This is a genomic window from Sorangium sp. So ce367, from assembly GCF_051520455.1.
GTDB classification, from domain to species: domain Bacteria; phylum Myxococcota_A; class Polyangia; order Polyangiales; family Polyangiaceae; genus Sorangium; species Sorangium cellulosum_B.
The window spans coordinates 8,444,916-8,471,109 of sequence record NZ_CP150334.1 but is presented as its reverse complement, the minus strand read 5'-3'; the positions used below and the strand labels follow the sequence as shown (position 1 = coordinate 8,471,109).

General features: G+C 71.6%; 23 protein-coding genes. 13 read left to right on the top strand and 10 right to left on the bottom strand.

All coding sequences use genetic code 11. From position 1 onward, the window contains the following. Positions 1-77: 77 nt before the first annotated feature. Positions 78-1,406: a hypothetical protein gene (locus WME97_RS32050; protein ID WP_437542997.1), complete on the top strand. Its 1,329-nt coding sequence runs from the start codon at positions 78-80 to the stop codon at positions 1,404-1,406. Further along, positions 1,406-1,999, top strand: coding sequence for a polysaccharide biosynthesis/export family protein (locus WME97_RS32045; protein ID WP_437542995.1), 594 nt, complete (start codon positions 1,406-1,408; stop codon positions 1,997-1,999). Before WME97_RS32050 ends, WME97_RS32045 begins: the two co-directional genes overlap by 1 nt. Positions 2,000-2,047: 48 nt before the next feature. Here WME97_RS32045 and WME97_RS32040 read toward each other — a convergent pair whose 3' ends face one another. Continuing rightward, a complete protein-coding gene (locus WME97_RS32040; RefSeq protein WP_437542992.1) occupies positions 2,048-2,950 on the bottom strand; it encodes a PCC domain-containing protein in 903 nt (300 codons plus the stop codon). Next, positions 2,947-4,968 (bottom strand): OmpA family protein, encoded by a 2,022-nt coding sequence (locus WME97_RS32035; protein ID WP_437542989.1) that lies wholly within the window; start codon positions 4,966-4,968, stop codon positions 2,947-2,949. The genes WME97_RS32040 and WME97_RS32035 overlap by 4 nt, the downstream gene beginning before the upstream one ends. 185 nt (positions 4,969-5,153) lie before the next feature. Here WME97_RS32035 and WME97_RS32030 point away from each other — a divergent pair, with 185 nt between their 5' ends. The 3 genes from WME97_RS32030 to WME97_RS32020 all read left to right on the top strand — a co-directional run bounded on the left by WME97_RS32030 (position 5,154) and on the right by WME97_RS32020 (position 7,693). Further along, entirely contained in the window at positions 5,154-5,813 is a 660-nt protein-coding gene (locus WME97_RS32030) for a Maf family protein (protein ID WP_437542986.1), read from the top strand. Then, a complete protein-coding gene (locus WME97_RS32025) occupies positions 5,810-7,345 on the top strand; it encodes a hypothetical protein (protein WP_437542984.1) in 1,536 nt (511 codons plus the stop codon). Before WME97_RS32030 ends, WME97_RS32025 begins: the two co-directional genes overlap by 4 nt. An 84-nt stretch (positions 7,346-7,429) precedes the next feature. Then, a complete protein-coding gene (locus WME97_RS32020) occupies positions 7,430-7,693 on the top strand; it encodes a hypothetical protein (protein ID WP_437542982.1) in 264 nt (87 codons plus the stop codon). Here WME97_RS32020 and WME97_RS32015 read toward each other — a convergent pair. Both WME97_RS32015 and WME97_RS32010 read right to left on the bottom strand, forming a co-directional pair. Further along, entirely contained in the window at positions 7,674-8,732 is a 1,059-nt protein-coding gene (locus tag WME97_RS32015) for an RluA family pseudouridine synthase (protein WP_437542980.1), read from the bottom strand. The two genes, WME97_RS32020 and WME97_RS32015, sit on opposite strands and share 20 nt — an antisense overlap. Positions 8,733-8,797: 65 nt before the next feature. After that, positions 8,798-9,358, bottom strand: a complete 561-nt coding sequence (locus WME97_RS32010; RefSeq protein WP_437542978.1) for an SMI1/KNR4 family protein — start codon at positions 9,356-9,358, stop codon at positions 8,798-8,800. A 735-nt stretch (positions 9,359-10,093) separates the two neighbouring features. Here WME97_RS32010 and WME97_RS32005 point away from each other — a divergent pair. Beyond that, complete coding sequence (locus WME97_RS32005) at positions 10,094-12,043, top strand: MopE-related protein (protein WP_437542976.1); 1,950 nt, start codon at positions 10,094-10,096, stop codon at positions 12,041-12,043. Positions 12,044-12,123: 80 nt separating this feature from the next. Continuing rightward, positions 12,124-12,651, top strand: a complete 528-nt coding sequence (sixA, locus tag WME97_RS32000; RefSeq protein WP_437542974.1) for a phosphohistidine phosphatase SixA — start codon at positions 12,124-12,126, stop codon at positions 12,649-12,651. Between the two features lie 24 nt (positions 12,652-12,675). Here the strand turns inward: sixA and WME97_RS31995 are convergent, their stop codons facing one another. Continuing rightward, on the bottom strand, positions 12,676-13,710 hold the full coding sequence (locus WME97_RS31995; RefSeq protein WP_272094857.1) for an AAA family ATPase: 1,035 nt from the start codon (positions 13,708-13,710) through the stop codon (positions 12,676-12,678). 130 nt (positions 13,711-13,840) lie between these two features. Here WME97_RS31995 and WME97_RS31990 point away from each other — a divergent pair, with 130 nt between their 5' ends. Beyond that, positions 13,841-15,385 (top strand): flavohemoglobin expression-modulating QEGLA motif protein, encoded by a 1,545-nt coding sequence (locus WME97_RS31990; RefSeq protein ID WP_437542971.1) that lies wholly within the window; start codon positions 13,841-13,843, stop codon positions 15,383-15,385. A gap of 61 nt (positions 15,386-15,446) precedes the next feature. On the opposite strand, the gene WME97_RS31985 is transcribed toward WME97_RS31990, so the two are convergent. Then, a complete protein-coding gene (locus WME97_RS31985) occupies positions 15,447-16,295 on the bottom strand; it encodes an RNA polymerase sigma factor (RefSeq protein ID WP_437542969.1) in 849 nt (282 codons plus the stop codon). Between the two features lie 185 nt (positions 16,296-16,480). Next, a complete protein-coding gene (locus WME97_RS31980; protein ID WP_437542967.1) occupies positions 16,481-17,272 on the bottom strand; it encodes an enoyl-CoA hydratase/isomerase family protein in 792 nt (263 codons plus the stop codon). An 84-nt stretch (positions 17,273-17,356) separates the two neighbouring features. On the opposite strand from WME97_RS31980, the gene WME97_RS31975 reads away from it, so the two are divergent. From WME97_RS31975 to WME97_RS31955, 5 genes are all read left to right on the top strand, one after another. Further along, positions 17,357-17,623, top strand: a complete 267-nt coding sequence (locus tag WME97_RS31975) for a phosphopantetheine-binding protein (protein WP_044969499.1) — start codon at positions 17,357-17,359, stop codon at positions 17,621-17,623. 25 nt (positions 17,624-17,648) lie between these two features. Beyond that, complete coding sequence (locus WME97_RS31970) at positions 17,649-19,961, top strand: beta-ketoacyl synthase N-terminal-like domain-containing protein (RefSeq protein WP_437542966.1); 2,313 nt, start codon at positions 17,649-17,651, stop codon at positions 19,959-19,961. Continuing rightward, the gene (locus tag WME97_RS31965; RefSeq protein WP_437542965.1) at positions 19,958-20,872 is read left to right on the top strand and encodes a hypothetical protein; all 915 of its coding nucleotides are present in this window, start codon (positions 19,958-19,960) and stop codon (positions 20,870-20,872) included. Before WME97_RS31970 ends, WME97_RS31965 begins: the two co-directional genes overlap by 4 nt. After that, entirely contained in the window at positions 20,869-22,779 is a 1,911-nt protein-coding gene (locus WME97_RS31960) for a beta-ketoacyl synthase N-terminal-like domain-containing protein (protein WP_437542963.1), read from the top strand. Before WME97_RS31965 ends, WME97_RS31960 begins: the two co-directional genes overlap by 4 nt. 217 nt (positions 22,780-22,996) lie before the next feature. Then, positions 22,997-23,386, top strand: a complete 390-nt coding sequence (locus WME97_RS31955; RefSeq protein WP_437542961.1) for a hypothetical protein — start codon at positions 22,997-22,999, stop codon at positions 23,384-23,386. 15 nt (positions 23,387-23,401) lie between these two features. On the opposite strand, the gene WME97_RS31950 is transcribed toward WME97_RS31955, so the two are convergent. The 3 genes from WME97_RS31950 to WME97_RS31940 form a co-directional block, all read right to left on the bottom strand. After that, positions 23,402-24,316: a patatin-like phospholipase family protein gene (locus tag WME97_RS31950; RefSeq protein ID WP_437542959.1), complete on the bottom strand. Its 915-nt coding sequence runs from the start codon at positions 24,314-24,316 to the stop codon at positions 23,402-23,404. A 41-nt stretch (positions 24,317-24,357) separates the two neighbouring features. Further along, positions 24,358-24,984 (bottom strand): hypothetical protein, encoded by a 627-nt coding sequence (locus tag WME97_RS31945; RefSeq protein ID WP_437542957.1) that lies wholly within the window; start codon positions 24,982-24,984, stop codon positions 24,358-24,360. A 100-nt stretch (positions 24,985-25,084) separates the two neighbouring features. Then, positions 25,085-25,822: a class II glutamine amidotransferase gene (locus WME97_RS31940; RefSeq protein WP_437542954.1), complete on the bottom strand. Its 738-nt coding sequence runs from the start codon at positions 25,820-25,822 to the stop codon at positions 25,085-25,087. Positions 25,823-26,194 lie beyond the last annotated feature (372 nt).

Sequence of the window (26,194 nt, the reverse complement as noted above, 5' to 3'; positions counted from 1 at the left end):
TTGCCACTGCCCAATAGGCGATGAAACTTCGTGAAACCATAGCCGCTGCCGCAGTCACACTCACTCTGTCCCCGGCGTTGGCCCTGGCGCAGGATCAGCCGTGGCTCAAGGACCGGCGCTACACCGAGGGCATCGGGATACGCACCGGCGATCTCGAGCTGCATCCCGGAGTCGCTGCGGAGTTCGGCTATGACTCCAACTTCTTCCGCAGAGACGAAGACGACTATGCAGGCCTCGATGATCTCGGGCCTGTTGGCTCGTTGCGGCTCCGTATCACGCCGTCGTTTTCGCTCTCGACGCTGAGCCAGCAGCGCTACGAGGTGACGCCTGACGCGCCGCCGCCGGACGTCGAGTTTCGCGCCGGCATCGCCGCGACCTATGAAGAGTTCTTCCCTGTGTCCGGCAGCGAGGTAGGGAAGGACCGGCTGAGTGAGCAGCGGAACATCGGCGGCCTGCTCGACGCCAAGCTGACGATCCTGCCCCGGCGCCCCTGGTCCGGGATCCTCGATGCGTCGCTCGGCCGGACCATCGCCTCTTCGGATCTCGGGATTTCCAACCAGAGCTTTCGGCGCGTCCACGCCGACGCGGGGGCGGAGCTCGTGTGGACGCCGGGCGGGGGGCTGCTCGACTGGCGGCTAGGCTATCGCTTCCTGGGCACGTTCTTCGAGGTCGACGAGTTCGACAGCCTGACGAACTTGCACCACACGATCCGGACGCGGGGTCGCTGGCGCTTTTTGCCCCGCACCGCGCTCATCTACGACGCGTCGCTCGGGTTCGTGAATTACCCGAACCCGGCTGCCCAGCTCTCCTCTCATCCCCTGCGAGCGCAGCTCGGCATCAACGGCCTCGTGACGTCGTCGTTTGGCCTCCTCGCGATGGCCGGCTGGGGCGCGAGCTTCTACACGTCAGACAGCCAGGCCGAGGTGCACGACTTCGACAGCGTCATCGGCCAGCTCGAGCTGAAGTGGTACCTGACGCCGAACCCGTCGGCCGATCCCGAGGCGGCCACGCTCGCGCTGTCGTCGCTGTCGGCCGGCTTCACGCGCGATTTCCACGACAGCTATCTCTCGACCTACTACGAGCGCGATCGCGGTTACCTCAAGCTCACCTACTTCTTCGGCGGACGCTTTCTGCTGATCGCCGACGGCGGCGTGGCTGCCCACGTGTATCCCGCGATTCCGGGGAACGGGGCCGCCTCCACATCTGCGGATCCCTGGACAGACGTCCGCGTCGACGCGTCCCTGTTCGGCGAGTACCGGATAGGGGACTCGCTGGGCATCAACTCGACGCTGCGTTACGGCAACAACATCAGCAGCACATCGCTGACGCCTGCCGGCGAGACGACGCCGAACTACCTCGGATGGCAGCAGTTCGAAGCCTACCTGGGCGTGCGCTGGTTCATGTGATGCGGCGTGCTGGTCGGTGGACCGCCGCCGTGCTCGCGCTGGCGCTCGCTGCGTGCTCGTCGCGAACGCCCCAGCCAGCGAACCTGCCTCCGCCGGTGGAGGCGACGACCATCGGGGTCGGCGACGTGTTCGAGCTCCGCATCGTCGGAGAAGACAAGCTGCCCTCGACGTTCACCGTCGCGCCGGATGGCACCGTCGACTTCCCCTACGTGAAGCGGCTCAAGGTGTCGGGCCTCGAGCCTCAGGAAGTGGCGGAGCTCGTGCGCGCGAAGCTCATGGAAGGGCAGGTCCTCACCGATCCCAGCGTGAGCGTGAGCATCAAGGAGTACAACTCGAAGCGGGTCGAGGTGCTCGGCGAGGTGCAGAAGCCCGGGTCCCTGCCGCTCCAGCCCGGCATGACGCTGCTCCGCGCCATCTCGATGGCGGGAGGGTTCAACAGCATCGCGGACAAGGATCGGGTCACGATCCGCAGGAAGTCTCAGGGCAAGACGGTGTTCACCACCGTCTCGGTCGAGGACATCATCGACAACAAGATCCCCGATGTGCCGCTCCAGGCAGGGGACTCGATCCACATCGCCCAGCGCGTCTTCTGAGCGCGCAGGCGCCGTCCGCCACCTCTCGACGAGGTGGCGCGGTCGCTCTCAGTTCTTCCGCGCGAGGCGGAACTGCTTCCTGCCTGTCGCCGCGTCGACGGTGGGAGGCTCGATGCGGAGCATCGTCAGCGAGACCTCGCGCACGCGGCCGTCGCGCTCCTGGCGGAGGCGGATCCGCTCGCCGTCCGAGCTGATCACGGTGCAGTCGCCGAAGTGAAAGTGGGTCACGCTGTCGCCCACTTCCGGATAGAGCTCGTCCTCCTGGCGAGGACGGGTCGGGCGCTGCGGTAGCGGCGCGGCGGCGAGCTCCGCGGAGCCCGTCGAGGCCGCGCGCGGCGGCTCCACGGCGGGCGCCGGAGGCGTCGCGCGCAGCGGCTCGATGGCCGGCGCCGGAGGCGTCGCGCGAGGCGGCTCCACGGCGGGCGCCGGGGGCGTCGCGCGCGGCAGCTCCGCGGCGTGCACCGGAGGCGCCAGGCGGGGCGGTTCGCCCGCGAGCGCGGGGATGGCGGACGACTGGGTCGCGAGCTGCATCGCGCCCGTTCGATCGTCGAACACCCGCACCAGGGGCAGATCGTCGAACGCCGTGACGCGGAGCTCGAGCCCGTAGACGCGCGCCCACACGAGCTCGCCGGCGGCGAGCTGGAGGCCGACGCCCGACTCGCGGGCCAGCGTGGCCGACAGCCGAAGCGAGGTCTCTCCCTGCTGGAGCGCGATGTTCCCCGAGAGCGCCACCACGTCGCACGGGCCGTCGAGGACGCGCGTCTTCGCGTAGGTGCGGGAAGCTTGATCGAACAGCGCGACCTCGGCCTTCTCCAGCGAGCCTACCCCCTCGATCCAGCCGGCGCGCGCCTCGGCCTCATCGAGGGCGCGCACCAGCGCTGCAGGGAGCTCCTCGCCCCGGTCGAGGCGGATGATCAAATGGCGGGCACGGCGTGCCTCGAGGACATTCATCGCTGTTTCTTTTCTCCGGTCGTCGAGGGGGCTGCGCCCGGAGCACCCGGGGCTCCTTCAGAGCGCCGAGCGCGGGTCGCCGTCACCTCGATCTGGGGCGCGCCAGGCGCGCGCTTGGCTGATGGGTCGCCAGCGGCGGCCGTGATCCGGTCCGCCGGCAAGCCCGCGGTTGCAAGGAGCTCCTTGACGGCGCTCGCGCGCGCGCCCGCGAGCTCGAGGGCGCGCGTGGACTGATCGCCCTGACGATCGGCGTAGGCCTCCACGATGACGATGTCGAGGGGCATGCGCCCGCGCATGAGCTGGGCGATCATGCCCAGCTGCGCCGCGAGGGCCGGCGGCACGCGGGCGCTCGCTGCCGGGAAGCGGGCCAGGCCGTCGAGGACGACCTGATCGCCGGACCACCGCGGCAAGGACCTGCCGGCAGGCTCAGGGCAGCCGTCGGCGTCGTTCGTTCCGTCGATCGTCTCGGCGGTCACGGGGCATGCGTCGGCCGCGTCGGCCACGCCGTCCTCGTCGTTGTCGCGCTCGGGGCAGCCGTCGTCGTCCTGGAAGCCGTCGCGATCCTCGGCGTTGCCCGGGCACTGATCGCTGGCGTCAGGGACCTGGTCGATGTCGTTGTCGGGATCGGGGCATCCGTCGTCGTCCTTGAAGCCGTCGACGTCCTCCGCGCCCATGGGGCACGTGTCGCGCGCATCCAGGATCCCGTCGCCGTCGTTGTCGGGATCGGGGCATCCGTCGCTGTCCTGAAAGCCGTCGCGGTCCTCGGCGGCGTTCCGGCAGGCGTCGGCGTCGTCCGGGACGCCGTCGCTGTCGTCGTCTGCATCCGGGCAGCCGTCGCCGTCCTGGAAGCCATCGATCGTCTCGGGCTCGTCCCGGCACCTGTCGCGACCGTCGGGGATCCGATCGCCGTCGTTGTCGGGATCGGGGCATCCGTCGTCGTCCCGGAAGCCGTCGCGATCCTCCGCGACGAGCGGGCACTCGTCGTCGCGATCGAGGACGCCGTCGGCGTCTGCATCGCGCCCCGTCGGCGCATAGCGGAGCCCCAGGTTGAACCGGAAGCGCGGCGCGGTGAGCGCGCCGCCGGAGGCGAACGGGATGGCGCCGCCGCCCCCCGCGGACAGCGAGACGTCGCCTGCGAGCAGCGGGGCGCTCGTGGCCGAGAGGATCCACTCCGCCGGCACCAGCGCCGGGGCTCCGGCGGGCTGCTCGGCGAGCGTGTAGAGGGCGAACGCCTCCGCGGACGCCGTGAGCCAGCGGTCCGGGAGCACGTCGACCGAGGCGCCGAGGGCGCCGAGGAGCTGTGGGCCGACCTCGGCGTCGATCAGCGTGCTCGAGCCACGGAGCCGGGCCCCGATCTCGGTCGCGAGCAGGAGCCTGCCTAGCCGGTACGCTGCGGTGACGCTCGGCGCGAGCGTCACGGTCCCGGCGCTGGCGAACACCGACCCGTCGCCCGTCGGCACGCCCAGATCGAGGCGCGCTGCCAGCGAGAAGCCATCGAGCGGACCACGCTGGGCCGGCGGCACGATCGCGAGCGCGGCGCCCAGGCGAGCGTCGCGCATCACGCTGCGCTGGAGCTCCGTGTCGGTGCCGAGGACGTCGGAGAAGCCTGCCCCGTCCTGGTACAGGGTGACGGGAGCGGCGACCGTGACCTCGAGGCGATCGGTGATCCCGAACGACGCCAGAAAGGTCGCGTCGACCATGTTGTCCAGCGCATGGATGACCGTCCCCTCGGGGTCGGGCGAGGCGGTGCGCAGGCCCACTGGCCGCGACAGGTAGCTCGCCACGAGGCCGAACGAGGCCTTCGCGCTCGGAGCCGTCCCTGTGCTCCCCACGGCGAAGAAAGGGCCGCCGCCTGCGTGAGGCCAGAGGTTGTCAGCATCGATACAGCCCGACAGCCCGCTGGCCGGCGCGCACTCGTCCGCGCGCACCGGCCCCGGAAGGAGGGCCGTCATGAAGACCCCGGACGCCACCAGCAGCGGGAGGCTCGATCGTGCAGGCTCCCTCCGGTTGGCGCGCATCGCGCCCGACCCTCTACTACTGCCGGGGGGAGAGTCAAAAGAGCAATCGACGCGTCGCGATCCGCTGGCGTCCGAGGCCGGGTTTGCGTCGGATTGCGTTGGATTGCGTCGTGCTCCGCGGTCGCGCTGGCGCCGTGCTAGGACCACGCCCGGCCGGGGCCGGCGCCGCCGGCGTCCGCACGACCATGATCGACGACTCACACCCGCTCCTGCTCGGCTCCGGCTCGCCGCGCCGGCGAGAGATCCTGACCACGCTCGGCCTGCCTCTCCGCGTCGCGGCAGCCGAGGTCGACGAGGCGGGGCGCGCCGGCGAGGACGCCGCTGCCTACCTGGAGCGCGTCACCCTGGCGAAGCTCGCGGCCGCGCGGCGCCTGCGCCAGGCGGCCGGGGCGGGCGCGATCCTCGTCGCCGACACGTCGGTCATCCTCGGCGATTCCATCCTTGGCAAGCCGCGGGACGAGGTCGACGCGCGCGCCATGCTCCGCGCCCTCTCGGGCCGCGAGCACCAGGTCTGGACGCGGTTCGCGGTCGCCGGCGGCGATCGGGCCGACGTCGCGACGGCACCCGCCCCGGGCCTCGCCGAGGCGCTCCACGCCGAGACGGTCGTGACGCGGGTGCGCTTCCGCGAGCTCGACGACGGCGAGGTGGCGTCGTACGCGGCGACCGGCGAGGGGCTCGACAAGGCAGGCGCCTACGCGATTCAGGGCATCGGCGCGTTCGCCGTCGCGCGCATCGACGGCTCCTATTCGAACGTCGTCGGTCTGCCCGCGTGCGAGGTCGTCGCGGCGCTGCGGGCCACCGGCTTGCTTGCGCGCTTCCCGCTGTCGCTCGCGCGCTCGTCATGAGCGACGGCGCCTCGGTCGTCGCGCGTCGGCGCGACGCGGGCGCGATCTTCGCGCTCGCCCTCGCCGCGCGGCTCGCCATGGTCGCCTGGGCGGCCGGGCGCTTCCCGCCCACCGCCGACGGGGCGTACTACCAGCGCATCGCCGAGCGGATCGCGGCGGGGCTCGGCTACACGTGGCTATGGCCGGACGGCGTCGTCACGTACGCCGCGCACTACCCGGTGGGCTATCCGGGCGCGGTCGGCGCGCTGTACGCGCTGCTCGGCGCGCACCCCGAGGTCGCGATGCTGCTGAACGCCGTGCTCGGCGCGCTCGCGGCGCTCGCCGTCCATCGCCTGGCGGCCCGCGCCGCGCCGCGCTCGCGCGCCGTGCCGGCGCTCTCCGGCGGGCTCGTCGCCCTCCACCCCGGGCTCGTGGCGTATACCCCGGCGCTCATGACCGAGGGCGTCACCGGTTCGCTCGTCGCCTGCGCGGCGTGGGCGTCCGCGAGGGCGCGCGAGCGCCGCCCCGCGCTGGCCCCGTTCGCCGTCATCGGGCTGCTCATCGGTGCCGCCACCCTCGTCCGCCCGCAGGCGCTCCTGCTCGCGCCCCTGTTCGCCGGCCTCGCCCTCTCGGGCTCTCCGCCTGCAGGCGCTCCCCGGCTCCTCCCCTCGCTTGCCGCGCGCGCGGCGCCCGTCCTGCTGGCCGTCATCGCGGCGCTCCTCGTGTGTGCGCCCTGGACCGCGCGCAACTGCCTGCGGATGAACCAGTGCGCCCTGGTGAGCGTGAACGGCGGATGGAATCTCCTCATCGGAGCGGACCCGGCGTCCACCGGCGCCTGGGCGCCGGTCCAGGTCCCCGAGGCGTGCCGCGAGGTCTTCGACGAAGCCGGCAAGGACGCCTGCTTCGGCCGTGAGGCGCGCCGGTACATCGCGGAGCACCCGGGCGAATGGCTCGGGCTCGTGCCCAGGAAGCTCGCGGCGACGTTCGACTACTGCGGCGCGGCCGGGTGGTACCTCCACGCCTCGAACCCGTCGGCGTTCAGCGAGGCCGACAAGGTCGCGCTCGGCGCCGTCGAGACCGTCTTCGAGCGCGTCGTCCTCCTCGCCGCGCTCGTGTGGGCGGCGCGCAGGCCCGCGCAGGCGCCCGGCGCAGCTCGCCGTCCCTCGCTCGCGCACCGCGCGCTCGACATCGCTCGGCTCGCGCTGTTCGCGCTGGGGGTCGTCGCCGCGCTGCACGTCCACGCATGGGTTGGCTACCTCGCGCTCCTCGGCCTCGCGCTGCTCAAGGGTCGCGCGCTCCTCCGGGCGCCGGTGCTCGTAGGCGCCGCGCTCGCCGTCCTCGCTGCGACCGCGGCGACGCACGCCGTGTTCTTCGGTGCCGGGCGTTACGCGCTGGTCGCGTTCCCGCTCCTCTCGGGGCTCGCCGCCCTCGCCGCGGCGCGCCAGGAAGCGGATCGGCCTGCCGCCGGCGCGCCCGGCGCGACCACCCCTGTGCCCGCCGCGCCCCTCGCGCCGCCGCCCGGGGTCGGGTCGTCGGACGACGAGCTACTTTGACAGCGCCGCCTGGGCTGCTGCATCCTAGGCCCCCGTCGGCTCGGGAGCGCGTGCCCCCGGCTGGCGAACCTGGAGGAGAGACGGATGCCCTTGATTGAAACGGAAGAGGCGGCGCGCCGCCTCGCGCGCGCCATCGCGAGCGATCTCTCGCTCTACAACGAGGAGAAGATCGTGCAGGGCATCCAGCAGGATGACCTCTTCACGGTCCTGTCCGAAGAGATCGAGGAAGGGCGCGCCCTCTACAAGAGCCGCGTCGCGCCGGACCTCTACCAGAAGAACTTCTACGACCGCGCCCTCGTCGACATCCTCATCAAGTCCAAGGGCCACATCAAATCGAAGATCTGGTAGCGAGCGCCCGCAGCTGGTCGAGCGCCTTGCGCATGTCCGCTGGCAGCGCGCTCTCCCAGCGGACGGGCTTTTGCGTGGCGGGGTGGATGAACCCGAGCACGCGCGCGTGGAGGGCTTGCCGGCCCAGCTCCTCCGCGATCGCCCGTACCGCCGGCTTCTTCGGCGGCTTGCCGTAGAGGGGGTCTCCGAGGACGGGTGTCCTGCCGCGCTCGGCGAGGTGCACCCGGATCTGGTGGGTGCGGCCCGTCTCCAGCGAGCACGCGACGACGGTCGCGGCGTCGCCGAGCCTCTCGAGCACGCGGACGTGCGTCACGGCGCGGCGTGGCATGGCGACGCGTGAACCGGGCGCGCCGGCTCCGGAGCCGGGGGCGCCGGCGCCGCCGCGGATCCACGACGTGAACCGGAGCCTGTCGGTCGGGTGCCGGCCGTGGAGCGTGTCGTAGGTGGCGTCTCGCGCCTCGCCGGCGACGATCGCGGCGTACTCGCGCTCGATCGCGTGCCTGGCGAACCGATCTTTCAGTGCCTCGCGGGTGGGCTCGTCCTTCGCCACGACGAGCAGGCCGCTCGTCCCTCGGTCGAGCCTGTGCACGATCCCCGGGCGGACATGGCCCATGGGATCGCGCGGATCGGCGGGCGCCAGGGCGAACCCGGGCAGGGCGAGCAGCCCGTTGACCAGCGTGCCAGACGCGTGGCCGCGGGCCGGATGCACGACGAGCCCGGCAGGTTTGTCGATGACGAGCAGGTGCTCATCCTCGTACACCACCGGGATGGCCACGTCGGGATCGGCCGCGGTGGGCGAGGGCGACGGCTCTTCGGGGTGGACCTCGACCAGCGCGCTTGCGCGCACCGCCACCGACGCGCGCGCGGGCTCCCCATCTACGAGGACCCGACCGGCGGCGATCCACCGCTGCACCGCCGCGCGAGAGGCCGCATGGCCGGCGCGGTCGAGCAGGTGGACGACGAGCTTGTCGAGCCGGTCACGAGGGTCGCCGTCGTCCACCCGGAACCGGAGGTGGAGCGCTTCTGCACCGGCAGCCATCGCGTTCGTCACGGACGTCGTTCACGGCCGAGCGGCGCCGGGGTGAGGGCGTCACGGCCGCGCGATCAATACTCCGTGTCGCCCTCGTCGTCCTCTTCGGCGGACCCGAGCTCGGGGTTGAGCGCCACGTGCGACTCGAGGTCCTCGAGCCGCTGCGACTCGCGCAGCTTGATGAGGCCGCACTGCTCGGCGAGGTACAGGTCGAACGCGGTGTAGCGCGGGAATACCCGGACGTTCGTGTCCTCGTTGTCGAGGCCGAGGATGACGAGCTCGCCGTCTCGCCTGGCCTCCCCGAGGTAGAGCGCGTTCCACGGCTGACCGGGGAGGTTGGGCAGCCTCACGACCTTGGCCCGGAGCCGCGATTCGGTCCAGCCGAGGTCGGTCTTCGCCTCGGCCAGCTTGCGAACCGAGGTGAGCTTCGGTCGAGGCGCCGACGGATCCTGGCCGAAGCGATGCCGCCCCTTGAACCGCGGGCCCAGGCTATCGAGCCTGAAATCGAACTCGAGGAACGCCCGCATCGTGGGCGGCAGCTCGACCATCAGCCTCGACTCGAGCGCATCGAGCGCCGCCTGACTCGCTCCCTCGGCGGTATGGCTGGAAGGGCGCTTCTTCAGTTGCGCGATCACGCGATGCACAAGCTCAACGCCACGTTCGATCGGTGCCATGTATCCACGGGCCGCGGTTGCGCGGTGTTCTTCAGGACCCAAAGGGCCTCACTGGGGCGCGTCTCTGGGCCCCGGCTGTTGCAGGCTCGTCGCGCGCTCGGTCGGCTCTCTACATCGGCCGACCGGGTGCGCATCCCTCTATGGTGCCTACCGGTCCGGTCCGCTCGGTGTCAACCCGCGATCGCACCGCGGTCGATCATTCCTCCTCCCCCTGAAGTGCTCGCCTGGTTTCCTGTTTCCCGTCACCCTCGTCTCGAGGAGCGGGGTCCGCCTCTCCCGCGTGCGCTGAAGGCGCGCCGCGCTCGCCAGATCAGGACGGCGGCTGCGATGAGCACCACCGCGGCGCCGATCCCCAGGATGACCCATTGTGGCGCAGGGTAACGCCCGCGCTGGAGACCAGGAGGCGGCCGCTCGTACTCGATCTGGAGCTGCGCGCCCACCGGCCCTCGTTACACGCGGATGCTCCGACCCGCAACTGATCCCGTGGCGCGAGCTGGCCGGCTCGGCGTGCAGGCCAGCTCGTGAGCAGCCCTCGCAGCTGCTCGGGCCGGCCGCGCAGAGCGAGGCAGCGCGCTCCAGACCAGCGCCTTGCCGACCGGCCAGCGCCAGCGGATCAGAACTTGCTTTCCTGGAAACTCGGGGTTGTAAAGTGGACCGAAGCGCGGGCACCGTGCGGCCGGTGCGAGAGGGTGAGAGATGAAGCCGGGCTCTTCAGCGTGGGTCGAGGGGGCGCTTCCGCGGCCTTCCCGGATTCGACGGTACCTCATGGCGCTCGGCGCATGGGCGGCGCTCGGCGTCCTGGCGGGAGCGTGCGGCCGGACGAGCCTCCCCGACCTCTCGAACGCCAGCGCTGGAGGGGGCGGCTTTGGTGGCGCGACGAGCGGCAGCATGTCGACCTCATCGAACGGAGGCGAGGGCGTCGGAGGCTTCGACGCGTGCGGCGGCCCCACGGACTGTGACGACGGCGACGACTGTACGAGCGACGACTGCGCGGACGGGCGCTGCGAGCATCGCCCCCGCGACGACGATCGGGACGGCGTCGGCCCGACGTTCTGCGGCGGGAGCGACTGCAACGACCTCAACCCGTCCGTCTTCCCGGGCGCGCCGGAGATCTGCACGGACGCCGCGGACAACGACTGCAACGGCGTGAGCGACTGCTTCGATCCCGCCTGCGCAGCGGGGGAGATCTGCGGCTGTACCCCGAGCCCCGCCGGCGAGCGCTGTCAGAACGGCGCCGACGACGACTGCGACACGATCGTCGACTGCTTCGACGCGGACTGCTCGGGGACGCCGGCCTGCGGCTGCTCCACCTCGGAGGCCGGGAAGTGCGGCAACGGCGCCGATGACGACTGCGATCTCGCCTTCGACTGCGACGACCCCGACTGCGGCTCCGAGCCGCTCTGCGCCTGCAGCGCCCAGCGCGAGCGCTGCGACAACCGCGAGGATGACGACTGCGACCTCCTTGTCGACTGCGGCGATCCCGACTGCCGCGGCATCTCCCCTTGCGCGTGCGAGCCGCCCGGCTCGCCGGAGCGGTGCGAGGACGGCGCCGACAACGACTGCGACGGGCGCGTCGACTGCGCGGATCCGCAGTGCGTCTCCGCGCCGGCCTGCCGGCGCTGCGTGCCGGAGATCTGCGACGACGGCGTCGACAACAACTGCGATGAGCGCGTCGACTGCGCGGACAGCGCCTGCGCCTTCGCGCCGAACTGCGAGCCGACGCCGGAGCGGTGCAACAACGACGTCGACGACGACGGCGACGCCCTGGTCGACTGCCAGGACCCGGACTGCGCGAGCAGCCCCGTGTGCGTGCTCGAGCAGGCCAACTGCCTGTCGCCGAAGCGCATCCCCGGGACTGGCACGTACACGGGGGACACCACCGGGCACGTGAGCGAGACCCGGGGTGAGTGCGGCGGCGACGCCGGCGAGGCGGTCTTCTTCTTCGTGCTTACCGCGCCGTCGCGCGTGCACGTCGACTCGCGCGGGTCGGCCTTCGACACGGCGCTCTACGTCCGCACGGGCGCCTGCAATTCCGGCCGGGAGATCGGCTGCGACGACGACAGCGGCGGGTCGCGGGCCTCCCTGCTCGATTTCGGCATCCTGTACCCCGGCACCTATTTCGTCTTCCTCGACGGCTTCACGATCGATCCCGCGAGCGGACCGAACGAGGGCCCCTTCGTGCTCAACGTCGAGATCGTCCCGAACCCGCGCGAGATCTGTGACGACGACATCGACAACGACGGCGATCACTACGTCGACTGCGGTGATCCTGGCTGCGCCACCTTCGGCTCATGCCGGAGCTGCGCGAACGGCGCCGCGCCTGGCCCCGAGTTCGGGACCGGCGCGTGCACCGACGGGATCGACAACGACTGCGACGGCGCGCTGGACTGCGCGGACGAGGACTGCAGCGCGAGCGACGTCTACGTGACGGAGTGCTGCAACGGCCTTGATGAAAACGGGAACGGGTTCCCTGACGATTTCAACTGCCGATGCGCCTCCGATGCCGATTGTGACGAGGGGCAGATCTGCTACACGCACACTTCATTCACGTGCGGTTTCCCGTGCGAGAACTTCCGCGGGAGCATCTGTCCCTTCGTGGCGCCGGGCTCGCACTGCAACGATGCGACCCATCAGTGCGAGTTCTGAGGGGCCTCGAGGTGGCGCCGCCGCCCCTTTCGCGCGGACGGCGCTCCCCGGCTGGCGCTCGTCCAAGCTAAGGTCAGGTCATGGAGATCCTGATCATTCGCCATGGCCATGCCGTGGATGACGCGCCGGACCTCGGCGACGCAGGTCGCTGGTTGACGGGCAAGGGGCGCAAGCTGACCCGGCGCGTCGCCAAATGGCTCGCGAAGCAGAAGGACCGCTGTCCTGGGATGATCTGGACGAGCCCCCTCGTGCGCGCGGTGCAGACCGCGGAGATCATCGCCGATGCCGCCGGGCTGACCGACGAGGTGTCGGTCGTGGCCGAGCTCTCTCCCTCGCGCGACACGGCCGAGATCCTCCGCTTGCTCTCGCAGCACCAGGGGGCTCAGCCGCTGGCGCTGGTGGGGCACGAGCCTTCGTTGTCGGCGCTTGTGACGTCGCTGCTCGGCGACGGCGGCTGGGCTGGCCTGAGCCTGAAGAAGAGCGGCGTCGTCGCGGTGAGCTGGGACGGGCGCGGGCCGGGGACGCTGCGCTTCGCGCTGGATCTGAAGGCCATGAAGGCGGTCACGCCGGTGAAGGAAGCGCAGCAACAGGCGCCTCGCGCCCGGTGATGGGCGTCCGCGCCGCGGCGCCGCTCAGCGCACCGATCTCTCCACGGCGCTCAGCACGTCGACGTCGCGGACGCCGTCCGCCTCGGCGCGGTACGACAGCACGATCCGGTGCCGCAGCGCCGGGATCAGCAGCGCCCTCACGTCGTCCACGTCCGCGGCTGCTTCGCCGCGGAGCGCAGCGCGCGCCTTGGCGGCGATCACCAGCGCCTGGCTCCCGCGCGGCCCCGCGCCGTAGCGCACGTAGTCCCGGACCTCCTGCGCTGCGCGCTCCGCCCCCGGCCGCGTCGCCCTGGCGAGGCGCACCGCGAGGTCCACGGCCTCGTCGGTCACCGGGATCCTCGGGACGAGGCGCCCGATCGCCAGCACCTCTCTCGCCTTGAGCACCGCCGCGATCGCCGGCGGCTTCCCCGAGGTCGTCCGTCGCGCCACCTCGCGCTCCTCGGCCTCGCTCGGGTAGGTGACGTGAATCTCCAGCAAGAAGCGGTCGAGCTGCGCCTCTGGCAGCGGGTAGGTCCCTTCCTGCTCGATCGGGTTTCGCGTCGCGAACACCTGGAACGGGTCGGGGAGGGCGTGCGTGGTGGTCCCGACGGTCACCTTGCGCTCCTGCATCGCCTCGAGCAGGGCGGCCTGCGTCTTCGGGGGCGTCCGGTTCACCTCGTCCGCGAGGACGAGGTTGTGGAAGATGGGGCCGGGCTGGAAGCGCAGGCTCCGCGACCCGTGCTGCTCGTGCAGCACGTCGGTCCCCGTGATGTCGGCGGGCAGCAGGTCAGGCGTGAACTGGACGCGCCCGAAGCTGAGGTCGAGCGCCCTCGCGAGCGACGACACGAGCAGGGTCTTGGCGAGCCCCGGGACGCCGACGAGCAGCGCATGCCCGCGCGCGGCGAGCGTGATCAGCATGGCCTCGACGACCTCGTCCTGCCCTACAACCGCCGCCGCGATCGCCGAGCGGAGCCGCCTGGCCCCCTCCGCTGTGCGCTCGAGGAGCGCGGCATCCGAGAGGGCGGTCGATTCCTCATCGGCGGTCGTCTCGGCGTCATTCCTGTGCTCGGGATCGCTCATACGGGCAGGGCTCGTACCCCGAGGCCGCGATGCCGACAAGGACCCGGCGAAGCCGGCTCTCCCCGCGGCGCTTGTCCTGGCCCGTGGAGGTTTGCTCGGACAGGTGAGCCGGTGTTAGCACTCGATCGCAATGGCGCAGAGCTCTGAGGCCCGGGAGAGGAGAGGGGCGCACGCGGCGGACGTGGAGGCGCAGCGCGAGCTCGAGGTGAGCCAGCCGGCGGACGAGCCGAGCAGCGGCAGCGCTGGCGCGGCGGAGGACGGCGCGGGAGCGGCCGCGACCGGCGGCCAGGGCGGCCCTGGGCAAGGCGGCGCGGAGAGCGGCGAAGCGCCGTCGGCGCCGCTCGAGTCCCTGAGCTTGCACGACGGACCGATCCCGCACGCGCCGCTCCCGCCGGTCGCGGGGCCGTGGCGTTCCTACAAGGAGATCCTCGCGACGCTGGCCCAGCGCGTGCTCGATGCGCAGCGGCCGATCCGCATCCTCCAGGCGCTCCGCTGGGAGGCGGACGTCGAAGAGCAATTTGTCCGCTCGAAGCAGCGCGAGCTGCCGCAGGTCGCCTACTCGGACGATCTGGGGTTCGACCCGGAGGCCAAGCAGCGCGAGCTCGAGGAGATCCTGCGCGACGCCGAGCGGGAGCTCGGCAAGCGCGATCGGCTCGGGCAGATCCTCCGCGCGACGGCGGACGAGTACCGGAAGGTCGTGAGCATGCTCATCGGACGGGGAACGAAGGCGTTCTACGCCCTGTCCCGCGAGCTCTACGGATCCCCGAAGGACAAGCTGCCAGACGGAAAGACGAGCGTGCGGGACATGGGGTTCGTGCTCTACGACCTCCTGACGGCGATCGGCGGTGAGCGGCTCGGCCCGTCGCAGCAGCGGGAGATCACGGCGGAGATGGCGGCGCTCGATCTGAACGCCCGCTTCGACCGCTTCTTCGGCGGCGCGTCGATCCGCGTGCAGGTGGACGACTCGCTCCTCGCGGACGCCGCCGCCGGCAGCGACTACGTGAAGATCCGGAGCGGCGCGATGTTCTCCAAGAGCGATGTCGACATCCTCGAGGCGCACGAGGGGTGGGTGCACGTGGCGACCAGCTTGAACGGGCAAGCTCAGCCGGTGGCGCGCTGGCTCGCGAAGGGGCCTCCGCGCACCACGGCGGTGCAGGAAGGGCTCGCCGTTCTGTTGGAGATCCTCACCTTCAGGAGCACTCCGCGTCGCGCGAAGAAGCTGAACGACCGCATCCTCGCGGTGGACAAGGCGGAGGACGGGGCGTCGTTCCTCGACGTGTTCGAGTGGTACCGCACCGAAGGTTACGAGGAAGACGAGTGCTTCCAGAATGCCAGGCGCGTCTTCCGCGGCGGCGTGCTTGCGGGAGGGGCGCCGTTCACGAAGGACGCCTGCTACTGCAAGGGGATCGTCCTCAACTACGCCTTCATGCGCGCGGCCATTCAGCACGATCGGGCGATGCTGATTCCATTCTTGTTCGTGGGGAAGGTCGCGCACGAGGACGTCCCTGTCCTCCACGCGCACGTGACCGACGGGATCATCCGCCCGCCTCCGTATCTCCCGCCGATCTTCGACGACATGAACGGGCTGGCGATCTGGATATGCTATTCCTCCTTCTTCTCCCGCCTGGGAGGGACGGCGCTCGCCGAGCACTACGGCAGGATGCTGGAGCGCTGAGAGCGGCCGACCCCGGGCCCCTCGGCTGCGCTGGCGTCCTTTCGGTGCGTGCGGCGGTGGCCTACGGAGCTGGCGCGGCGCAAGCCTTGGCGCTCGGGCCCGCAGCGTGCGCCTCGGCGATCGCGCGCATGACGGCGAGCCAGATCCTGCGCCGGGTAGCGTCCGGCACCTCGGGGATGAGCCTGGCGGTGCTCATGAGCGACTCTTCGTCCGCCCCGCGGGAGCGCTCGGCGACCTGGAGGCTCAGCGGATCGTGGAGTGCGCGTCGGTCCTCGGCGTTCATGCGCTTCACCGCCACCCGGAAGTCTTCGCGGGCCAGCCGGAGGCGGTTGCGTACCGTGTTCTCCTTCACGTCCAGGTCGCGCGCGATGTCGGCGGTCGTCACATCGAGCAGATCGTGCATGATCAAGACCACGCGTCGCTCGGCGTCGATCCCGCCGAGCAGCCTGCCGACGAGCTGGCCGCTTTGCTCGCGTGCGAGCAGCTGTTCCGAGGTCAAGCCGGGGTCGGCGGGCTCGAACGGCCAGCTCGCCCCGGCGCCGACCGCGATCTCTCGGCGGCGGTGGGCGCGCTCGCGATAGTGGCCGACCTGTCGCCAGGCGATGCCGAACAGCCAGCGCCTGAGGGGCTCCCCGAGCGGGCTCGCCGTTTGTGGCGCCCCGCGTTCCAGGCTTGAGGCGTGGCCGCAGGGGGGATGTCGGGTGCGCGCCTCGTCTGAGCAGCGCCTCGGATCGAAGCGATCCAGCGCGTGATACGCAGCGATCATGACGTCTTGGAGGACGTCGTCGACGTCGCGCTCTGCCACCCCGAGCCAGCGGAGCGCTTGTCGGAGGAATGACAGCCCGACGGTGTACACGGTCTCGAAGCTGGGCCGCTCCAGAACGGGCCCATGCTCAACAAGCTGTTGCATGCCTGAACTTACGTGCAGCAGCCCCCTCTGATTTGAAAATCGCCCAACCCTCCGAGGTTACCAGCAATAAGTAATTTTTATTACATTCGAGGCGGCGTCAACCCGATCCGGCTGCCCACGGAGAAGAAGGGCGAGGCAGCGCATTGCTCGACGTGCGGCGTGCGCGCATTGGCCGCGGCGTGCGCTCATTTGCCTTGGAACACCGGCTTCCGCTTCTCCATGTAGGCAGCGAGCCCCTCGCTGGCGTCCTCCGACGTGAACAGCTCGGCCTGGAGCTCTCGTTCGAGGGCGAGCCCCTGTTCGAGCCCTACCTCGAAGCCCGTCTGAACGGCGCGCTTGATGCGCCCGACCGCCAGCGCCGCGCGGTCCGGCAGCGTGAACGTGTGGCTGTACGCGAGGATCCGGTCCATGAACTCGTCATGGGAGGTCGTCTCCCAGACATCATTGATCAGGCCAACCGCGAGCGCTGTCTCGAAATCGAACGTCTGCCCCTCGCACATCAGCTGGATCGCCCGTGACTTGCCGATGAGCCTGGCCAGGCGCTGGGTGCCTCCGGTGCCTGGAAGGACGCCCAGCGTGACCTCGGGGAGGCCGACCTTGCCGGCGCCTTTGCGGGCGATGCGGAGGTCACAGGCCATCGCGATCTCGAGACCACCGCCTACCGTGTGGCCGTTCAGCGCGGCGATGCAGAGCTTCGGCGTGTGCTCTAGGCGGCTCAACGTCTCGTTCGCGTGGAGACAGAAGTAGTATTTGAACGTCGGATCCGACTCGCGGAGCATGTTGATGTTCGCTCCTGCGCAGAAGAACTTTTCGCCGTGCCCGGTGATGACGATGACATGGACATCGTTGTCGAAGCGGGCCTCGAGGATGGCCGCGTCGAGGTCCTTCATCATCTCGTGGGTGTAGCCGTTGACGGGCGGATCATTGAGCGTGAGCAGCGCGACGCCTGCAGAGGTGGCGTAGTCGACGAGGGCCATGGGCGCTCTTTACCAAACCGTCAGAAAAAGCGCTGCCCCCTGGTGGAAAGGCGCGGAATTGTGCTACCCCGCTGGGACGTGCTCATGAACGCGCAGGACGTGCGGCAGAAATTAAAAGAACTCATGGTCGAGGAGCTGAACCTCGAGGGGAAGACGCCGGCCGACATCGACGACGCCGCGCCGCTGTTCGGCGCGGGGCTGGGCCTCGATTCGCTGGACGCGCTCCAGCTCGCCATGAGCGTGGAGGAGCGCTTCGGCGTCCGCATCCCGGAGGGCGACGAAGCGAGGCCGATCTTCGCATCGGTGGACGCGCTCGTGGCCCACATCGTCAAGTCGACCGCGGCGGCGTGAACGCGCCGCAGAGAGCCGTTCGGGCGTGCGCATCTGGGTGACGGGCATCGGGGTCGTCTCGCCCCTGGCGCGCGGGGCGAGCGAGACGATGGACCGGCTCATCGCAGGAGAACGGGCCTTCGCGCCGCTCTCCTTGTTCGAGATCCCCGGGACGCGCGGGCGCATCGCCGCGGAGGTCCGCGACCTCTCCCCCGAGGAGGTCGCGCCGCCGGGCGAGGCGGAAGGGTGGTCTCGAACCGACGCGATGGCCGTGCTCTCGGCCCGCGAGGCGCTCGGACACGCGGGCATCGACCCGAGGGCCGTCCCAGTCGACCTGGTGGTCGGCGGGACGACCGCCGGGATGTTCGAGACGGAGGACTTGCTCGCCTGGCTGTCGCACGACCCCAGCGCGATCGCCCCCCTGAAGCGGATGCTCTCGCATCCCCTCTCTTCGACGGCCGACCACGTCCGCGCCGCCGTCGGTCCGTTCCGTCGGGTAAGGAGCGTCTGCAGCGCCTGCTCGAGCGGCGCGAACGCCGTGTTGCTGGGCGCGGCCTGGCTCCGCGCCGGCCTCTCCACCCGCGTGCTCGCGGGGGGCGCCGACGGCCTGTGCCGGCTGACGTACACCGGCTTCGGCGCGCTCGCGGCCGTCGATCCGGAGCCGTGCCGCCCGTTCGATCGGCGGCGCGCCGGTCTGAACCTCGGCGAAGCGGCGGCGTTCCTGCTCCTCGAGTCCGAAGACGCCGCGCGCGCGCGCGGGGCGGAGCCGATCGTCGAGCTCCGCGGATGGGCGACCGGCGCCGAGGCCCATCACATCACCAACCCCGAGCGCGAGGGGCGCACCGCCGCGCGCGTCATGCGCGACGCTCTCCGGTGCGCGGCGCTCACGCCCTCGGATCTCGATTACGTCAACGCGCACGGCACCGCGACGCCGCTGAACGACGTCATGGAGAGCGCCGCCCTGCGCGCCTGCCTCGGCCCCGAGGTGAACCGCATCGCCGTCTCCTCATCGAAGGGGCAGATCGGGCACACGCTCGGCGCAGCGGGCGCGGTCGAGGCCGCGATCACCGCCCTCGCCATCGCGCGCGGCGTGATGCCCCCGACCGGCGGCCTCGAAGAGGTCGATCCGGACTGCCAGCTCGTGCACCTGAAGGAGGCGCGCGAGGCGCCGATCCGGTCGGCGATGTCGAACTCCTTCGGCTTCGGCGGCACGGACAGCGTGCTCGTGCTCGCGCAGCCAGGCCGTTTTCCACCGCCGGTCGACGCCGGCAGCGCGCCCCGGCGGCGCTCGGTCGTCGTGACGGCGGCCGCGACGATCGGCCCGCTCGGCGTCCTCGCGTCCCGCGGCGGCGCCGCCTATCTCGAGCCTGGCCCTCCGCCAGCGGAAGGGGCCATCCCCTTCAACGCGGCCGCGCACCTCGATCTCGCGCGGGCGAGGCGGCTCGACCGCGCTGGCCGGCTGACGACGGCCGCGATCCTCACGGCCCTCTCGGAGGCCGGGCTCGGTGGTGCCGTCCAGGCCGAGGCCGGCGCGGGCGATCCAGCGGCCGACGTCGCGCCGAGCCGCACCCTGCCCGGCGCCATCGTCGGCGCGTCCTTTGGCAGCGTCGACGCCTCGACCGCCTACATGCGGCGCATCTACGACAAGGGCGCGAAGTACGCGAGCCCCGCCGATTTTCCGAACCTGGTCCCCTCGTCGCCGGTCGGGCATGCCTCCATCTACCTGGGCCTCCGTGGCCCGGTGTTCGCGATGGCCGATCTCGGAGCCACCGCGGAGGCGGCCATGGTCACGGCCATCGAGCTCATCACGGCCGGGGAGGGGGAGGCGCTCGCCGCGGGCAGCGTCGAGGAGACGAGCCCGATGATCGAGCGGTGCCTCGGTCCGATCTGCTCGCAGGTCGTCAGCAGCGGTGTCCGCAGCGAGGGCGCTGCCGTGCTGCTCTTCGAGAGCGCCGCGCGTGTTCGTGAGCGAGGGGCGCGCCCGGTGGCGATGGTGTCCTGGTGGAACTCCTGGCGGGGTGACGGCGTGGGGATGCTCGCGGGAGCGCCAGCGCCGGCGCGCCTCGGCGCTCCGGGAGAGGTCGCCCTGCGAGCGCAGGCCACCGTCCCGTCGCCAGCCGCCGTGTTCGTCGGACGGGAGGAGGAGCGCCTCGTCGCCTGCCTGCAGGGCTCACCGTGGGCCGAGGTGCGGCGCTCCACGCTCGCGTCGCGCTCAGGTGATCACGAGGGCGCCGGCGGGTTCGCCGCTGCTGCGGCGGTCGCGGCGCTCTCCAGCCGCGACCTCGCGAGCGTGCTCGTCGTGGGCGGCGCACCCGACCGGGGGTACGCCATCCTGCTGGTCGCTCCCGGCGACGCGTGACGACGTCGCCGCCCGCTCCCCGCCGTCGTGCGCGGCGCCTCGTCAGCGCCGGGCGCCTCCTGCTCTTGCTCGCGAGCCTCCCCGCCTGCGCCGCGAGCGCCCCGCGGCGCGGCGGCGCGCTCGACGCCGAGCTAGCGCGCCTCCTGCCTGGCCCATCGGCGGGCACGTCCGCCGCGCGGCTCGACCCCTCCGCGTGGCGAGCGGGGCGCGAGCGCCTCGCAGGCCTCCGCCGCGAGGTCGAGGGGGCTGGCCCGCGCACGCTCCGCGTCCGCCTGGCATTGCGGGAGCCGCGCACAGGCCACGTGCTCGAGGCGCGCGGCGCGATCGCGGTCGCCCCGCCGGCGATCGAAGGGCGCGCACGCGCGGCGGGGGGCGACATCCTCGAGCCCGAGGGCGCGCTGCGGATGATCCTCCTCGGCCCGGGCGGCACCACCGCGCTCGACCTGTGGGCCCGCGGCGATCGCTTCCGTTTCGCCGTTCCCGCGCTCGATCTGCTGAGGCGCGGCGACGCCTCGACGCCACGGACCGCACTCCGCGGTCTGCCGGTAGATTTCCTGCGCTGGTGGATGCTCCACCCGGCGGCGGGGACGCTGCTCTGGTACTCGCGCGCCGAGAGCACGGATTCCTTCGTCCTGCGCGACGGCGACGCCGTGATCGATCTGCGGGTCAACGACCGAGGCGTGATTGGCGCGCGCCGCACCACGTGGTCGACGGCGGAGGGCGCCCGCCGGCGCCGGCTCGACGAGGAGGTCGTGATCGCCGAGGGCATGGGCTGCGGCAACGTCCGTTACGCGCAGGCCTCGACCGGGCTGCTCATCACGGTGATCTGCGAGGCCGAGGAGCGGGATCGCGCGCCGGATCCGCGCGCGTTCGTCGATCCCGACGCGCTCCGGCCGGGGGGCGGCTCATGAGCGACGCCTGCGTCATCGCCTCGGGCGCTGTCTCGGCGCTCGGCCTCGGCCCTCTCGCCTACCGCGTCCCTCGGGCTGGCGAGCCTGCGCCTGTCGCGATCGCGCGCGACGCGGAGCTGGCTCGCGCCGGCCTGCTGCGGCCCTTCGCCGCGCGCGCGCCGGCGGAGCTCGGCGTCGCTCCAGGCGCTGATCGCGCCACGGACCTGCTGAAGGCGGCGCTCTCACAGACCCTCGCGGCGCTGGAGGGCGTGCGTCCGGGCTTTCGTGGCGAGCGCATCGGCATCGCCCTCGGCACCTCCAGCGGCGGAATGCTCACCGCGGAGCGGTTCTTCGCCGCCCGCGCCGAGGGCGCCGACGCCGGATCGCTCGCCGCGCTGGCCTCGCGCGCGACGTATTTCGCGCCGTTCAACGACGCGCTCGCGGCGTTCGGGCTCGAGCGGACCCCGCTGCGCACGCACCTGCTCGCGGCGTGCGCGGCGAGCACCCTGGCGATCGGCCTCGGTCTCCGCTGGCTCGATCGCGACGCCTGCGATCTCGTGCTCGCCGGTGGCTACGACGCCCTCAGCATCTTCGTCGCCGCCGGCTTCGAGGCGCTCCGCGCGACGACGGCGTCCAGGTCGCGCCCGTTTCGGGTCGGCCGTGACGGCATGGCGCTCGGCGAGGGCGCCGCCGTCGTCGCCCTCGTCCGCGAGGACCGTCTCCGCGGCGCCCCGGTGTTCGCCCGCGTCGCCGGCTTCGGCGCGTCCACGGACGCTGTGCACATCACCGCCCCGGATCGAACCGGCTCGGGGCTCGCGCGCGCCGGCGCGGCGGCGCTCGCCGACGCCGGGTGGCCTGCCTCGCGCGTCGGTCTGATCAGCGCCCACGCCACGGCGACGCCTTACAACGACGCGATGGAGTCGCGCGCGATCGCCGCGCTGCTCTCGCCGCGCGGCGCCGTGGAGGGCTCGGACGCGCTGCCGGGCGCGGATGCGCCTCCGCCGGTGGTCCACCCGTTCAAGGCTCAGATAGGGCACACGCTCGGGGCCGCGGGCGTGCTCGAGGCGCTCGCCGCAGCAGCCGCCCTCCAGGCGTCCATCGCTCCACCGGCGGCCTCAGAAGGCGAGCTCGACCCCGACGCGCCGGCTCACCTGCTCGAGCGCGCCGAGCCCCGCCCGCTCTCTTCGGCGCTCAAGCTCTCGGCAGCGTTCGGCGGCGCCAACGCTGCCCTCTTGCTCACGTCCTCCGCCAGCGGGCGCCGCCCGCGGCGCCCGCGCGCCGTGGTTCTCCGCGCGCACGCGCACGTGACGGGCTCCGATCTCGGGCGCCTCGCCGAGGCGACCGGCATCGCGCGCGACCGCCTCGCGCGCCTCGACGCGCTCTGCCGGCTCGGGCTGACCGCGGTGGCAGCCCTCGCCGCCATCGTCGGCGCCGATCGCTTGCGGGGGGCTGGCATCGTCGCGGGCCACGCGCTCGCCACGATCGACACCAACGATGTGTACGACGCCCGCCGCCGCGCCCGCGGAGCCCGCTTCGTCGAGCCGCGCCTCTTCCCTGCGACGTCGCCGAACGCGATCGCGGGCGAGTGCGCCATCGCGTACCAGCTCACCGGACCGAGCTTCGCGGTCGGCGCCGGGCTCGGCGGCGCGCTGGAGGCGCTCCGTGCCGCGGCCGAGCTCGTCGCGTCCTCGGACGCCGACCGCATGGTCGTCCTCGCGGCCGACGACGCAGGGCCGGTCGCGCGCGAGCTGCTCGGCCTCACCGGCGCCCAGCACCGCGCGCTCGCCAGCGGCGCGGTCGCGCTCCTCCTGCAGGCGGATCCCGGCGACGAAGTGCGCCTGCGCAAGGTCGATCCGGACCTGCCTGTCGACCATGAGGGTCCGGTTGGCCACCTCGCCCTGCTCCGCTGGCTCGAGGAGCACGCGTAGCGGCTGCCCGTCCCCGTCATCCTTGGTGGTCGTGATCGCTTCGCTTGCCGATCCGCGCCTCGATCTGGCAAGGTTCCCAGCTGGAATCAGCTGCTTCCCCCGAGCGTTGTCCTGCCCGCGTATGTTCTGCCGCCAAACAAAAGCTGTCGCTTCGCTCCTCGTCGTTGCTTCGGCCGTCCTCGCCGGGTGCGCGACCCACTACATCCCGAACACAGACGTGGAGGACAACGACGACAACCGCAAGATCATCTCGTTCTGCGAGAAGTATCGCAACGCGGTGGAGAGCAAGAACGTGGGCGAGCTGCTCAAGCTCGCGTCGCCCAAGTACTATGAGGACGGCGGCAACATCGATGCGGCGGACGACCTCGATTACGCTGGCCTGCGCGCGTACCTCGCCGGCAAGTTCCAGGACGCTCGCGCCATCCGCTACGAGATCCGCTACCGGCGCGTCCTCAAGGGCGATGACGTCATCTACGTCGACTACACCTTCAGCGCGAGCTACCGCATCCCGGGGGGCAAGGGCGAAGAGTGGCGCCGCAAGGTCGACGACAACCGGCTGGAGCTGGTGGAGTACCAGGACGGGTACCGCATCGTCGCGGGGATGTAGCGGTCGGTCGCCGCTCTAGTTCAGCGCGCTCTTGGAGGAGGGGGCATCGAAGACGCCCTTCTCCTTCGCGGCGGCGAGTATGCGGAGCGCGGTGCGGTAGCCGCGCAGGACGAGCGGCTTGGCGGCGAACCGGTTCATGTAGCTGTACCGGCCGATCGCGGGCGCCACGTCCAGGAAGGTGACGTTCGGGTAGAGCTTGGAGAGGAGCTCGACGCCGCGGCGCTCCTTCTCGGCCAGAAGGATGCTGAGCGACTGCCGGACGACGCTGGGCGCGCCGCTCCTCGCGATCGAGCGCTGCGACTCGTCGCGCTCCTCGGGACGGTAGATGTTGGAGATGATCACGATGTTCGCGCCGGCATTCACGGCCACGTCGGCGGAGAGCGTCCGGATCACCTCGCCGCTCAGGTGATAGCGGCCGTTGATGCGGTAGGGCCGGAACAGGCCGGGCACGCAGCAGCTGGCGGCCACCGCCTGGCTGATCGGCGTGGCCTCGTCGTAGCCGGGGCCGAACACGACGCGCTTGGCGCTGTCCACGTCCACCGCCGTCACGTAGACGGCGTGCGGTAGCTGCCGGAAGTCGTTGATCGGCAGCGTCCGGCGCACGTAGCGCTCGAGCTTGTCGATCGAGAACACCCCCGAGCAGAGGTATCCCGGGTCGAGCAGATCGCGCAGGGCGGGAGCTCCGAAGAAGCTCGACACGTGGAGGCGAGGCCCGCGGTGACGTCGTCTCCAGGGGAGGCGGTAAGCGTCGAGCAGCACATCGAGCGGGATGTCTTGCCCGTACGTCGCGCTGACCAGCGCGCCTGCCCCCGCGCCCACGTAGATCTCTGGATGGATGCCCAGCTCCTCGCAAGCCTTCAGCACGCCGAGGTGCGCAAGGCCTCGCGCCGCTCCCCCGGAGCCCACGAACGCGATCTTGAGGCGGCTCATCGAGCCCCGATCTTGTCGGAGATATGGCACAAGCGCAAAGCCTACTGTAACTGGAAGTCCTCGAGCAGCCGATAGATCCTGAATCGCGGGCCGTCGCGGCGCAGCCAGACGACGATCTCGTCGCCGAGCAGGCGATCCGTGGCGACCCGCGCGGTCGCGATCGGCACGCGGATCACGACGTCCTGGTCATCGAGCGTCTCGAGCTGGATCGCGGGGTGGTGCGGCGCCGCGAGCGCGTCCTCGGCCCGGAAGATCTGGAGATCCGACTCCCGATAGACCGGCTCTCCGGCGAGCTTTCCGTACTCGAGTCGCCGGAACCGCTGCTCCCACCAGAGCCCGGCGCTCGGCGGCTGCCCCGATCCGCCTGAGCCGGTGTGGATCGCGAGGGCATCGCGCGTCAGCAGCTCGCTCAAGGCTTCGCCGTCCTCGGCGACCACCCGCCGGAAGAACTCGTCCACGACGTCCAGCGCGGCACCGATGCCGAGCGGCGTCCGGAGGGTCACGACGCTGTCCTCGACGTCTGCCTGGTTCGTCGGTGGCGGCGGGGTGCTCGCCGGATCGAGCGCCACGCCGTCGGGGCGGCGGCGCTCGTCAGAGAGCTCGGCGGCGGTGGGAAAGGAGGCCGGTCCTCCGCGGCCGCACCCCAGGAGCGACCCGCCCGTGATCACGGCGACGAGCAGCGATGAACACGCTCGCGACGGCCGAGAGGCGTCCGGAGCGCCGGCCGGCGATGCATGCGCCCTGGCCTCCTGCGGGCCCTCCGGGCGTTCAGATCGGCTCGATCGCGGGAGCATCGGCGCGGGTGAACGTCACGATCGCACGCTCGCCGACGTGGGTCCACCCCGCGGGGGCCTGGTCGTCATCGAAGTCCGACGCGACGAGCGTCAACCGGCTCGCGGCATAGTCGGGCATGCGCATTCGGCCCAACCCGCCGTCGCTGAGGAGCCGCTCCATGTCCTCGCTGCCCTGGTAGATGCGGTACGCCATCGACGTGCCGCCGTGGGCGGCGAGCAGGTACTCGGGGTTCGTGACCACGATGTTCATCGCGCTCGGCCCCGCCCCTTCCTCCGCGCAGAGGCGGTCCACGAGCGCGATGGAGGACCGGAGGGCCGTCCGCGCGCTCGCCGCGTCCACGTTGGGTCGATCGAGCTGGCCGCTGTCGTGGAGGAAGGACAGGAACAGGTGGAAGAGGAGCTCGCTGTCCGTCTCGCCGCGAACGTCGCGCTGGAGAAACTGCGGCAGCGAGTCGCTCAGCTGGTTCCGCAGGCGGGCGAACCCTTCGACCGTGCCCGTGTGGGCGAACAGCCACTGCCGATAACGGAAGGGGTGCGTGTTCTCGGTGCGCAGGCTGCCGACGGTCGCAGCCCGGACATGCGCCACGAGGATGTCGGCGCGCACGTCCTTGGTCATGTCGGCCAGGCTGATCTCCGGTCGATCGTCGATCGGCCGGCGCTTGAGGAGAATCTCTCCTCCCTGGTAGAAGCCGACCCCCCAGCCAGGGATCACGCCCTCCCTTCGGCGAACCGTGAGGGCACGTTCTTCGAGCTCGATCGCACGCGCGCCGAGATCCGGACGGTTACCGATAAAGCCGACGAGACGAGCCATAGCGTTGTCCTCGCGAGTTGGGTCGGGGAGGCGGGGGCAGGGTCCGGCTCGCCGGTAGAGCGCTCCCTCATCTGCAAGCAGGGGTGGCTCCGTCGGTCGGCCGAGTGAGCGTGGGTCGCGGGTTGCGCCCTATGCTTTCTTGATACGACAGAGTCGCCCTGCAAGCGGAGCAAAAACGGATCCCCAGCGGCGACGCGGGGCGCGGGCACGGCCTGACCACACTGCCCGCCGTTGTCGCGCGTCGCGTGGGCTTGCCGATCGCGTTACCTCTTA

Bases quoted from the DNA above. Each gene is read 5' to 3' on its own strand.
- WME97_RS32035 (WP_437542989.1), bottom strand. From the start codon at position 4,968: ATGCGCGCCAACCGGAGGGAGCCTGCACGATCGAGCCTCCCGCTGCTG.
- WME97_RS32020 (WP_437542982.1), top strand. From the start codon at position 7,430: ATGCCCTTGATTGAAACGGAAGAGGCGGCGCGCCGCCTCGCGCGCGCC.
- WME97_RS31995 (WP_272094857.1), bottom strand. From the start codon at position 13,710: ATGAGCGATCCCGAGCACAGGAATGACGCCGAGACGACCGCCGATGAG.
- WME97_RS32005 (WP_437542976.1), top strand. From the start codon at position 10,094: ATGAAGCCGGGCTCTTCAGCGTGGGTCGAGGGGGCGCTTCCGCGGCCT.
- WME97_RS31975 (WP_044969499.1), top strand. From the start codon at position 17,357: ATGAACGCGCAGGACGTGCGGCAGAAATTAAAAGAACTCATGGTCGAG.
- WME97_RS32025 (WP_437542984.1), top strand. From the start codon at position 5,810: ATGAGCGACGGCGCCTCGGTCGTCGCGCGTCGGCGCGACGCGGGCGCG.
- WME97_RS32045 (WP_437542995.1), top strand. From the start codon at position 1,406: ATGCGGCGTGCTGGTCGGTGGACCGCCGCCGTGCTCGCGCTGGCGCTC.
- WME97_RS32040 (WP_437542992.1), bottom strand. From the start codon at position 2,950: ATGAATGTCCTCGAGGCACGCCGTGCCCGCCATTTGATCATCCGCCTC.
- WME97_RS31990 (WP_437542971.1), top strand. From the start codon at position 13,841: ATGGCGCAGAGCTCTGAGGCCCGGGAGAGGAGAGGGGCGCACGCGGCG.
- WME97_RS31980 (WP_437542967.1), bottom strand. From the start codon at position 17,272: ATGGCCCTCGTCGACTACGCCACCTCTGCAGGCGTCGCGCTGCTCACG.
- WME97_RS31950 (WP_437542959.1), bottom strand. From the start codon at position 24,316: ATGAGCCGCCTCAAGATCGCGTTCGTGGGCTCCGGGGGAGCGGCGCGA.
- WME97_RS31985 (WP_437542969.1), bottom strand. From the start codon at position 16,295: ATGCAACAGCTTGTTGAGCATGGGCCCGTTCTGGAGCGGCCCAGCTTC.
- sixA (WP_437542974.1), top strand. From the start codon at position 12,124: ATGGAGATCCTGATCATTCGCCATGGCCATGCCGTGGATGACGCGCCG.
- WME97_RS32030 (WP_437542986.1), top strand. From the start codon at position 5,154: ATGATCGACGACTCACACCCGCTCCTGCTCGGCTCCGGCTCGCCGCGC.
- WME97_RS32015 (WP_437542980.1), bottom strand. From the start codon at position 8,732: ATGGCTGCCGGTGCAGAAGCGCTCCACCTCCGGTTCCGGGTGGACGAC.
- WME97_RS31960 (WP_437542963.1), top strand. From the start codon at position 20,869: ATGAGCGACGCCTGCGTCATCGCCTCGGGCGCTGTCTCGGCGCTCGGC.